This is a genomic window from Vibrio sp. V42_P2S4T144 (assembly GCF_009904715.1).
GTDB classification, from domain to species: Bacteria; Pseudomonadota; Gammaproteobacteria; order Enterobacterales; family Vibrionaceae; genus Vibrio; species Vibrio alginolyticus.
This window is the reverse complement of sequence record NZ_WXWS01000351.1, coordinates 1-12164: the sequence shown is the minus strand read 5'-3', so window position 1 is coordinate 12164 and position 12164 is coordinate 1. Positions and strand designations below refer to the sequence as shown.

6 protein-coding genes are annotated in these 12164 nt (G+C 49.1%); 2 read left to right on the top strand and 4 right to left on the bottom strand.

Translation table 11 applies throughout. The features are described from left to right. The 4 genes from CAG68_RS12220 to CAG68_RS12205 all read right to left on the bottom strand — a co-directional run. Positions 1-3161, bottom strand: a 3161-nt coding sequence (locus CAG68_RS12220) for a CusA/CzcA family heavy metal efflux RND transporter (protein ID WP_161441201.1), incomplete at its 3' end; no start/stop codon positions are given. Positions 3162-3163: 2 nt separating this feature from the next. Beyond that, positions 3164-4882: an efflux RND transporter periplasmic adaptor subunit gene (locus CAG68_RS12215; protein ID WP_054730244.1), complete on the bottom strand. Its 1719-nt coding sequence runs from the start codon at positions 4880-4882 to the stop codon at positions 3164-3166. Between the two features lie 164 nt (positions 4883-5046). Continuing rightward, complete coding sequence (locus tag CAG68_RS12210) at positions 5047-6438, bottom strand: TolC family protein (protein ID WP_086047274.1); 1392 nt, start codon at positions 6436-6438, stop codon at positions 5047-5049. Between the two features lie 135 nt (positions 6439-6573). Continuing rightward, entirely contained in the window at positions 6574-6996 is a 423-nt protein-coding gene (locus CAG68_RS12205; RefSeq protein ID WP_054730393.1) for a hypothetical protein, read from the bottom strand. A 315-nt stretch (positions 6997-7311) separates the two neighbouring features. Here CAG68_RS12205 and fdhF point away from each other — a divergent pair, with 315 nt between their 5' ends. Together fdhF and CAG68_RS12195 are read left to right on the top strand one after the other, a co-directional pair. Beyond that, on the top strand, positions 7312-11550 hold the full coding sequence (gene fdhF, locus CAG68_RS12200) for a formate dehydrogenase subunit alpha (protein WP_086047275.1): 4239 nt from the start codon (positions 7312-7314) through the stop codon (positions 11548-11550). Positions 11551-11913: 363 nt separating this feature from the next. Further along, a partial coding sequence (locus CAG68_RS12195) for a hypothetical protein (protein ID WP_202599933.1) occupies positions 11914-12164 on the top strand: 251 nt, incomplete at its 3' end.

The following is a 12164-nucleotide window of genomic DNA, read 5'->3' as shown; positions in this document are numbered from 1 at the left end:
TTGCCAGCTTGCGTGTTTGTTTGACTAGGAGTTGAGTTACCTGAACGCAACTCACGTTGTTTCCACAGCTTGAAGATGGCTGGAAGCACCAACAGCGTCAGTAGCAGTGCCGATGCCATACCGCCAATCATTGGCGCGGCGATACGTTGCATGACTTCTGATCCTGTTCCTTCGCCGTACATGATCGGAATAAGGCCAATAATGACCGTCAGTACCGTCATCATTACTGGGCGGACACGCAGGCCTGCACCTTCACGAATGGCATCGGTTAGGTCTTTCGCCTCAAGCTTCTGTTGGCTCTCTTCCGCATCCAGCTTTTTGTAGTGCCATGCTTGGTTGAGGTAGACGAGCATGATGACCCCAATTTCAACCGCGACACCTGCTAGGGCAATAAAGCCGACACCAACGGCAATCGAGAAGTTGTAGTTGAGGATATGCATGAGCCACAAACCACCGACCATAGCGAGTGGTAGGGTAAGCATGATGATCATCACTTCGCCGACACGACGGAAACTGAAGTAAAGCAGCAGCATAATGATGGCGATGGTAATTGGTACCACGACACTCAAGCGGTCTTTCGCACGTTCCATGTATTCGTATTGACCAGACCAAGCCAACGAGTAACCCGCAGGAAGTTCCAATTGATCAGCCACGACTTGCTGTGCTTCCACGACGTAAGAGCCAAGGTCACGACCATCGATGTCGACAAATACCCAGCCATTCGGACGCGCGTTTTCCGTCTTGATCATCGGAGGACCGTCTTCGTAACGAATGTCCGCTACATCAGCCAGCGCAATACGAGCACCATTTGGTGTCACTAACGGCAGGTTTTGCAGTTTAACCACTGAGTCGCGGTAGTCTTGTGGGTAACGAACGTTGATTGGGTAACGCTCTAAGCCTTCAATGGTTTCACCCACATTCATACCGCCCACCGCAGTGGAGATCACTTGCTGAACGTCTTTGATGCTCAAGCCGTAACGCGCTGCTGCACGACGTTTAATGTCGATCGTGACGTAACGACCACCTGCTACACGTTCTGCATAAACCGATGCCGTGCCTTGTACGCCGTTAAGAATTGGCTCTAGCTGAGAGCCGATCTTCTCAATCACTTTCAGATCGGGTCCGGCGATCTTAATGCCTATAGGGGTTTTGATGCCCGTTGCCAGCATGTCGATACGCGTTTTGATCGGCATTACCCAAGCATTAGTAAGACCAGGGAACTGAACCAGTTTGTCGAACTCTTTGCGTAGTGACTCGGTTGTTACGCCTTCACGCCATTGGTCGCGTGGCTTCAACTGAATCACGGTTTCGATCATGGTGAGTGGTGCTGGATCGGTTGCGGTCTCAGCTCGGCCAATCTTGCCCCATACGGTTTTCACTTCTGGAACGGTTTTGATCAGCTTGTTGGTTTGTTGTAGAAGCTCACGAGCCTTACCAATCGAGATACCCGGATAGGTCGTTGGCATGTACATCAAGTCGCCTTCATCCAGCGGAGGGATGAACTCGCTACCCAGTTTACTGGTTGGGTAGTAAGCCGATGCCATTAGGCCTAATGCGATAACAATCATGGTCTTAGGGTATTTTAAGCTGGTGTTCAACAGCGGGCGGTACAGCGCGACCAAGCCGCGGTTAACCGGGTTTTTGTGTTCCGGTAACACCTTACCGCGAATGAAGTAGCCCATAAGAACAGGGACGAGTGTGATCGCCAAACCTGCTGCCGCTGCCATGGCGTACGTCTTAGTGAACGCAAGCGGCGAGAACATCTTGCCTTCTTGGCCTTCTAAGGCGAACACCGGTACGAAGCTAAGAGTAATGATCAGCAACGAGAAGAACAGCGGTGCGCCAACCTCTTCTGCGGCTTTGCCAATCACTTGCCAGCGGTTTTTATCGGTCAGTGGCGTTCGTTCAATGTGCTTGTGAACGTTTTCAATCATCACGATCGCACCATCTACCATGGCTCCGATGGCTATCGCAATACCACCCAAGGACATGATGTTGGCGTTGATGCCTTGCCAATGCATTACGATAAACGCAGTGAGAATGCCAACCGGTAGGCTCAGAGCGATAACCAATGAAGAACGAATGTGGAACAGGAACAACGCACACACAATCGCGACGACGATGAACTCTTCTGCAAGCTTCTTCCATAGGTTTTCTACCGCTGAATCGATAAGGGTAGAGCGGTCGTAGGTTGCAACAATTTCCACGCCTTCTGGCAGGCTGCGTTGTAGGTCTGCGAGTTTGTTTTTGACCTTCGCAATCACTTCACTGGCGTTTTCACCAAAGCGCATCACGATAACGCCACCGACCGCTTCACCTTCGCCATTCAGCTCTGAGATACCACGGCGCATTTGTGGACCAAGGTTAATGTCTGCGATATCACCTAATAGCAACGGTGTACCTTTCTCAGTGACTTTTAGAGGCAGTGACTTGATGTCTTCAATGCTGGTTAGGTAACCCGTGGTACGAACCATGTGTTCGGCTTCGGCCACTTCGATAACGGACGCGCCGGTTTCTTGGTTACCGTTTTGGATTGCCATGTTCACTTGTTGCAGAGTGAGGTTGTAAGCACGAAGCTTGGCAGGGTCAATCTGCACTTGATACTGCTTCACCATACCGCCCACGGTCGCAACTTCAGAAACGCCATCAACGGTTTGCAACTCGTACTTCAAGAACCAGTCTTGCAGGCTGCGAAGATCGGCCAAATCATGCTTGCCGGTTTTGTCTTGTAATACGTAGCTGTAAACCCAGCCCACACCCGTTGCATCAGGACCTAGTGTTGGTTTTGCGTTCGGTGGCAGCTTTGGTGCTACTTGGCTTAAGTACTCCAACACGCGTGAACGTGCCCAGTACATGTCGGTATCATCGTTGAAAATGATATAAACGTAAGAGTCACCAAAGAAGGAGTAACCACGAACCGTCTCAGCACCCGGCACGGCAAGCATGGCGGTGGTGAGTGGGTAAGTAACTTGATCCTCAACGACTTGAGGGGCTTGCCCCGGATAGCTTGTCTTGATGATCACTTGCACATCAGAAAGATCCGGAATCGCATCAACAGGCGTATTCTTTACACTGTAAAGTCCGCCTAATATAAGGGCTAAGGTCGCGACCAACACTAGGAATCGGTTGCTCAGTGACCAACGAATAATTGCATTGATCATAATTAACCCTCGACGGCTATTGTTGCAGGAACTAGCTGTTTAAGAACGTAGTCAGATCCTTGTTTTTCAACTAGAAACCGAACTTTCTGTCCTTCTTCAAAACCCGATAGGTCAACATCTTCACCCACAGAGAAGTTCATCTCGCCAGCATCCCAGTTCCATTCTGCAACCGGTAGGTGGTTTAAGGTGATCATGCCAAAATCAGCCATCAGCATGCTAATGTCACCAGTTAGCCAAACCTCTGCGGCAATGACGCTGTTGTCTGCCTTGTAGTCGATGATTTGGTACTGACCGGACTCCGTCTTTTGCATTTCAAATTCGATAGCCTGACCTTTTTTCAAGTCACCCATCTCAACGCCATCTGCGAAAGTGAAGTTCATTACCATGCCCGGCCAATCCCATTCTGGTACAGGCTGGTGGTTGATGGTCAGCATGCGGTGATCTTTCATCACATCCGTGATCTCACCTTTGGCCCATGCTGTTTCTGCCGCTGCTTCTACACCATTGATGCGAGACAAATCCGCCGACTGGCTTGATTCAGAGTCGAGCATGAAGTGAGATGACGTAACGATCTTATCGCCTTGTTTAAGTCCTTGTAATACTTCGATTTGTTCGCCAGCTTCGCGGCCAACTTCAATTCGAGCAGAACGGTATTTGCCATCACCTTCCGCCAGAACAACGCGAGTCATACCGCCAGAGCGGATAACAGATGATTTAGGAATCGTTAACACTTCGTCGTCAGTGACAGGCTGCAAGGCAATATTGGCGAACATGTTTGGCTTCAATGCGCCATCTGGGTTAGGGAATTTAAGACGCACACGCAACGTACGTGTTTTCGGATCGAGGATTGGGTACACGTAATCCACGACACCTTGCCATTCATTGCCCGGAATCGCGTCAAGGGTCATCGTGGCTTGAGAGCCCGCTTTCATCCAGTGTGCTTGACGCTCAAAGACTTCCGCATCAACCCAAACATTGTCCAAAGGACCGGCACTGATCACCGCTTGAGCAGGGGACAAATAGCCACCTTCTCGTACGTTTAAGCTCGCGATAACGCCATCAGCAGGTGCTTTGATTTCAATGGTTTGCGATGCTTTACCACTACGAGTAATGGATTTGATTTGAGCACGGTCAACCCCAAGCGTTACCAAGCGTTCGGTCGCGCCTTTTACAAGACCTTTGCGGCCAGTGCGGTACGCATTCAGCAATTCTTCTTGTGCTTTAACCAGTTCAGGAGAGTAGAGCGTGAAAAGCACATCGCCTTTCTTCACTTTCTCACCCACGGCATTGATGTAGAGTTTTTCTACCCAACCCGCCACACGAACGTTGGTTTGCCATAACAGACTTTCATCAAAGGCAATATAGCCAACCGTTTCGATGCGTGGTGATAGCTGTTGTAGTGTCGCGTTTGCGGTTTTAACCCCGAGGTTGTTTTCTACTGAAGGGTCAATAGTCACTGTACCCGGTGCGTCTTGTTCACCGGATAGGTCTTCTGCGTAAACCGGAATCAAATCCATGCCCATTGGGGATTTACCCGGCTTGTCGCGTTTGTAATTCGGATCCATTGGGGCAACCCAGTAAAGCGGATCATTAGAGCTTGCAGCAGATTCGCCACCCATCGCACTCATGTCGTGAGCCGAGCCCGTAAGAAAATGATTAGCACCAAACCCTAAAGCACCACCAACAATCAGCGCGATGGTTGCAATCTTATATGTTTTCATTGTTTTACCTTATTTTCCCCTTCACATTTGACGCTACAGCGTTGTTGCCTGCTCTCGTTCACCCAAATCACATAGCAGATCCCTTAGTTTGTTAGGGAAAGTGCTCATAGGATTCTCTCGTTTGCCGCCTAGCTGTAGCCCCAACTGTCTTGGGGAATCACAAATTAATATGTCGAAATAGAGCGAGCTTCTGGTGAAGCGACTTGATAGTCGAAACCACCGAGCAGGGTGGCTAAATTGCTGTTTGCGATGTTGAGATCGGTCAGCAGACGTTGTTGCTCCAATCGCAGAGCCAACTCATCAGTCGTGGCAGAAATCACATCGTTAAACTGCGCTGTGTTGTTTTGATAACCCCGCTCGACGGCTTGAATGCGCGCTTTCGCTTGAGGCAATAAGGTGGATTGATAACGTTCTAAGCGTTGGGTTAAGTTGCCGCGATCAACCAAAAGAGTGTTCACCTTGGCATTCATCTGCGTTAGTAAGGTGTCCTTTTGTGATTGTGCCGCGCCAACTTGGTATTGAGCGGCCGCGAGATTGCGATCTTGGCGGTCACCCGTAAACAACGGAATGTCCATGGTGAGGTAAGCGCTGACCAAGTCTGATGCGGGTTCACCCATCATGTTGTCGGCTTGGCGGTAGGCGTACATTACTTCGACGCCAAATTGTGGGTTGTAGGCTTGCTCTGCAATTTCTACCTGAGTTTTATTGGCAGAAATACTCACATCGGCCATTTTAACCATTGGGTGTTGGCTAAGTTGTTGGTAGTGCTTGGTGGAATCTTTGCTAGAAGCAAGTTTGCTATTCAGTGTATCCCAGTTGAGTTGATTGGTAGCGTACAGAGCCTGTTCCGTCGCTAACCAATCTGACCCCAACCATTCGGAGAGTTGAGAGATAAGACGACGTTGCATTTGTGCGTTGGCTTGAAGTTTCTCATCCAATTTACTGACTTGAAGTTGGGCGTTGAGCAGATCTTGCGCTTCACTCTTACCAATCGAATAGTTGGTTTGAATAAAGCTTTCCATCTCCTTCATCAACTTGCGATTCTCAAGCATGATTTGCTCAGCGCGTTGCTGGTAACCAAGCTCTAACCAAAGTTGAGTCATGCTGTTGGCTACCTCAAGCTCACGAGCATGCACTTGAAGCCCAAGGCCATCGGCTTGTTGGTTGGCTTTCTTCTGTTGCAAATCAAGCGTAGAGCCACGCTCAAACTGTTGCATTAAACCAACGGAGATGTTGGTCATTGGGTCTTCATCGAATTTGAAGCTGTCGACAGGCAAGCCACCAAAACCCACTTTCAGTTTTGGGTCCATCAAGGTTGCACTTGCGACGCCCGTTTCACGCATGGCAGCAGATTGCGCTGAGTATTGCTTACGATTGCCATCGTTACTCAAAGCGACGTTGATCAGTTGGGCAAGCTTGGTCGTTGAAGCTCGCTCACTTGATGCGGAATTTTGCGCTGCGTGCGTCTCTTTACCTGCGGCGTTAACCAAGGTTGGCGCAGCGACCAGAGCCACCATAAAAATAGGTGCAGCTAAGCGGTATGGTTTGATATCCATAATCTAAATCCAGTGTTCGCCGGATCGATGGAGGTGCGGATTTTATTGCGGGAACAGTAAAGCCTTGTTACCTCATCGTTCAGGCGCATTAAAACAACCTGCGATACACGCGCAGGGTCGAATGCTGGGATGGATTTAGGCTATAGGAGGTCGGTACAGGTCGCGGCTGACGTGTACGACTGGGGAAGCAACTTCAGGAGTAATGGCTGCGCGATAGACGACGGGCATTGGGCTATTGATAGGATTCGGTAGGGGGACGAAAACTATCGTACACGCGGCAGTACAGCAGGTATGAACCATGCCAGAGCCTCCACCACAGTTCATGCTGGTTTCTCTTGCATCGCCATCTTCGGACATAGAAGCGTCTGTCATGGAGACGTCCATCATGCCGGGCATACCGCAGTGTTCGCTGTCACTCATCATAGAAGGATGATGAGCCATGCCAGTAGACATCATTTGAATATTCATCAACGGCTCACTGTTCGCCACACTAGATACCAATAGTACTAGCGTCGTGAAGAGAGTTAACCAGATTGTATGCAGCGATTTTAAGTGCATACCTTTTCCCATGTGTTTGATGAAAATGATGAAAACCCTGCGATTCTAAAGGTTAACCTAAGGGTAAGGTCAATCATTTATTACTCTTATTATCAAAATAGTCCAACCCTTCAGTTTTCGCACTTTCGAGGGAGTAAAACGTTTGTTAAACACCGAGTGTTGAAAGTTAGCGAAAGAAGCCCTCGCTTTTTATGACACGTGAAAAATGTGGTTTATAAGTTTTACATCACACTAACTTGTCTTACAAATGATTATCCTTATAGAGTGAATGGTTTTACTTGTGCAGATTTGGATTTGCTTTGCTGCGGGGGTTGCATGATAGAAATTGTCATCGATGGAAAATATAGAATTGTAGAAGAGGGTCTAACCCTTTTAGAAGCAGCAAAAGTGTGTGGGGTCGAGATCCCATCGCTGTGCGGAATGAACAAAAGTAATGAAAAAGTACCGTGTGACTTGTGTGTGGTTGAAGTCGAAAGCGGCGGTACTAAGCGTGCGTGTGAACTTGAAGTTTACCGCGGCCTTAATGTGGTCACGCAATCAGAACAATTAAGCGAGCACCGCAGAAAAGCACTCAACCGCATCATGACGGACCATTACGCCGATTGTGAAGCGCCATGTAAAACCGCGTGTCCAGCGGGCGTTGATATCCAATCGTACCTTTATCACATCGCACAGAACGATCATCAAAAAGCGATTGAAGTGATTAAGCGTACGCTTCCTATGCCGCTATCGATTGGTCGTGTGTGCCCGGCATTTTGTGAGAGTGAATGTCGCCGCTCGTTAGTCGATGAGCCTATTGCAATTCGTCAGCTAAAACGTCATGCCGCGGATGCGGATTTATCTGCGCATGAAGCCTATGTGCCGGAAAAGAAACCAAGTAAAGGTTTGAACATTGCCGTCGTCGGCAGTGGTCCTGGTGGTCTAACGGCTGGCTATTACCTGTCGAACGAAGGCTATGACGTTACGGTCTTTGAATCCATGCCAAAAGCAGGTGGTTGGTTGCGTTATGGCATTCCAGAATACCGTTTACCAAAAGACATTCTCGATAAAGAAATCGAACTGATGTGCCGCAATGGCATGCAAGTTCACACCAATCAAAAGCTGGGTGTGGATTTCGCGCTTTCTCAATTGAGCGAAGAATACGACGCGGTGTGTTTGGCGGTCGGCGCGTCTCAAGCGGTCGAAATGCATTACACAGGCAGTGACCTTGAAGGTTGCTACTTAGGCGTTGATTACCTAAAAGATTACGTTACCGAGCAAAACTATGTAACGGGTCAGAAAGTCGCGGTTATCGGTGGTGGTAATACGGCAATTGACTGTGCTCGTACTGCGCGTCGTGCTGGTGCCGACACCACGTTGATTTACCGTCGTACCCGTGACGAAATGCCGGCAGAAGACTACGAGATTGTTGAAGCGGAACACGAAGGGGTGAAATTCCACTTCTTGACCAACCCTGCAGAAAACCTTGCCGATGAAACCGGACGCGTGAGTGCGATTCGTCTAGAGCGCATGGCGTTGGGTGAGCCGGATGCATCTGGTCGTCGCAGCCCTAAACCAACTGGCGAGTTCTTTACCGAAGAGTTCGACACCGTGATTGCGGCAGTATCGCAAAAGCCAGATCTGAGCTTCCTCGAAGGCGAAGATCTGTCGATTCCACTTACGCGTTGGAACACCTCTGATGCAGATGAAAAGACCATGCACACAGGCACGGGTAACATCTTCAGTATTGGTGATTTCCGCCGTGGTCCAGCAACGGCAGTTGAAGCCGTGGGAGATGGCCGCGTTGCGGCAAAAGCCATTGATCTGTTTTTGAATGGCGATATGGCAGATATGCCAAAGGCGGCGTTCAACTCGCGCAAAGAGAAGAAACTCTCTCAAGTCGATCCATTTCACTTCGAGAACATCCAAAAAGTCGCTCGCTCTATCATGCCTGAACTGACTCCAGCACAACGCGAGCAAAGCTTCGCTGAAGTGGAGTTGGGCTTTGATAACGAAGAAGCGATGAAGGAAGCGGCGCGCTGTCTAGAATGTGGCTGTCAGGCAAATACCGATTGTGCGCTGCGTGATTACTCCACCGAATATGAAGCTGAGCAAAGCTTTGACTTCTCCTTGCAGATTAAATCACACCAAGATTGGTTAGATCTTCGTGCGAAAGACTTGCGTCATAAGTACGAAGTTGACCGCAGTTCTGAGTTTATTGAGTTTGATGCCAACCGCTGTATTAGCTGTGGTCAGTGCATCCAAGCGTGTCGTGACAAAGCCGTGCACGGCGTACTGAACTTTGTGTGCGACAAACAAGGTCGTCCTGCATTACGTCCTGACGACCGTCCACACTTTGGAAGTAACAAGAATGGCTTAACTCTAATGGGTGATTCGAACTGCGTGCAATGTGGCGCGTGTGTTCAAGTGTGTCCAACGGGCGCGATGGTCGATAGTCGTGACCGTTCACAAGGTCGTACTGAAGATCTGAAAGCGGTCGACACCATTTGTACATACTGTGGTGTGGGTTGTAAGTTGACTATGTTCGTGGACGAAACAACCAATACGATTCGTTACGTGAAAGGCGGTGACTCGCCGGTGAACCAAGGCATGCTGTGTGTGAAAGGGCGCTTTGGTTTTGATTTCATTGGCAGTGAAGAGCGTCTTACCACGCCATTGATTCGTAAAGATGGTTGGTTGCAGCCTGCAAGTTGGGAAGAGGCGATTCAACTGATTGCGAGCAAGTTCTCTGGCATCAAGCAAGATTTTGGCAGCAACGCATTGGCGGGTTTCTCTTCAGCGAAAACCACTAACGAAGACAACTACGCATTCCAAAAATTTGTCCGTCGTGAACTGGGTACTAACAACGTCGACCACTGTGCGCGCTTGTGTCACGCATCGAGTGTGACGGGTCTTGAGGCATCACTCGGTAGTGGTGCAATGACCAACGACATTCCAAGCATTAAGCACTCTGATGTGATCTTTATTATTGGTTCGGATACCACATCGGCGCACCCGATTATCGCTTCACATATCAAACAAGCCATTCGTCACCACGGCGCTCGTTTGATTGTGGCTGACCCGAAACGTGTCGATATGGCAGAGCATGCAGAGCTGTATATGGCGCACCGTCCGGGCACGGATGTGATGCTCCTGAACGGCGTCATGCAGCAGATCATCAAGAACGGTTGGTACGATCAAGAGTACATCGAAGAACGTGTCGACGGCTTTGATACCTTGTTGCAAGAAGTAATGTCACCAGCTTACAACCTCGATAAAGTGGAGTTGGTTACGGGCGTAAAAGCCGAAGACATTCAAGCAATGGCGCGCATGATCGGTACGGCAGATCGTACGGCTGTTTACTACTCGATGGGTATCACTCAGCACACGACAGGTCATGACAACGTGCGTTCTATCGCTAACCTGCAATTGCTGTGTGGCAACATCGGTATTGAAGGTGGTGGTATTAACCCGCTACGTGGTCAATCTAACGTGCAAGGCGCGTGTGATATGGGCGCTTTGCCAAACAGCTTCCCGGGCTATCAAAAGGTATACAACCCAATTGTGCGTCAGAAGTTTGCGATTGAATGGAACGCACCAAATCTGCCTTCTGAGCAAGGTCTAACCCTGACAGAAATCATTGATGCGGCTTGCCATCGTGACGTTCGTGGTATGTACATCATGGGTGAGAACCCAGTGTTGAGTGACCCGAACCAAGCGCATGTGATTGAAGGTTTAGAAACGCTCGACTTCTTGGTGGTTCAAGACATCTTCTTAACGGAGACTGCACAATACGCGGATGTGGTTCTGCCTTCTTGCTCATTTGCAGAGAAAGCGGGCCACTTCACCAATACGGAGCGTCGTGTTCAGCGCGTGAATCCGGTTGTCACAGCACCGGGTGAAGCGAAAGAGGATTGGTGGATTATCCAAGAAATCGCCAATGCCATGGGCAGTGATTGGGATTACCACTGCGTGTCTGATATCACCAATGAAATCGCACGCGTGACACCTCAATACGCGGGTCTTCGTTGGGATGCCATTACGCCAAACGGTGTGCAATGGCCGAGCAACAAGAACAACCCTGCGGGTACTCGCATCATGCACCAAACCCAGTTTACTCGTGGTAAAGGGCAAATGGTGGGTGTACCGTTCCGTTATGCGGCTGAGCTACCAGATGAAGAGTACCCACTTGTGTTGACGACGGGTCGTGTACTTGAGCAGTTCCACACCGGCACCATGACGCGCAAAACTAAAGGGTTGGATAATCTGGCTGGTCCACGAGCGATGGTGAGCGTGGAAGACGCAGAAACGCTTGGCATCAGTAATGGTCAGCGTCTTACGGTGTCTACACGTCGCGGCAGCATTGAGATTGATGCTTTTGTGACTAAGCGTATTCAAAAAGGAGTGGTGTTCATTCCATTCCACTTTGTTGAATCGCCAGTCAACCGTTTAACGACAACGGTGACGGATCCGCATGCGAAGATCCCTGAGTTCAAGGTCGCTGCGGTTAAAGTGGAAGTGAGCGAAAAAACAACGCAGACAGAGTCTCTCGAAGATAGTTACCAACACGTTTAAATTCGGTGAGTCACATTGTTGTGGTCACTGACAATTTGAGCCTAGTTGATGGGCGGATAATCTAATCTTGATTTCCGCTCTCACTACATTCACTCGGATTGTCTTTTTCTTCCAACTCCTTTTACTTTTCTGTTATCACCGCGCTCCGGTTAGTTTTCCTTTCTTACTTCTTACTGTCTCTGTGGCGTATTTTTGTTCAAGCCCATGATGAGAGTGCAATAAAGTTTGTTGTTGAGCTTGTCATAGAATTGACTGTCTCTGACTGTCCCCTGTTATTTGGGCAAGTTCTATAACCTAAACTTTGCTCGCTTCCTATACTGAATTAACGAAGCAAGATTTTTATAACAACAAGAGGAAGCTTGTATGACAAGAACAACCTCATTTGCACTCGTTTTATTACTTATGTGCGCATACTTTGGTTACAACCGTTATTATGTATACCCCCAGCAGTTGGAAACACAGGCGAAGTCCATGCTAATACAAATGGCAAATCGCGAAGAGTGGGTCGATGTGTTTGAGATGATGAATCGCGTAGACGCGCACAAGGGCCATTTGGAACTTGTTGCTGACGTGACATCCTCTGATGGTCAGCGTGCGTACAGTGAAGGTATTAT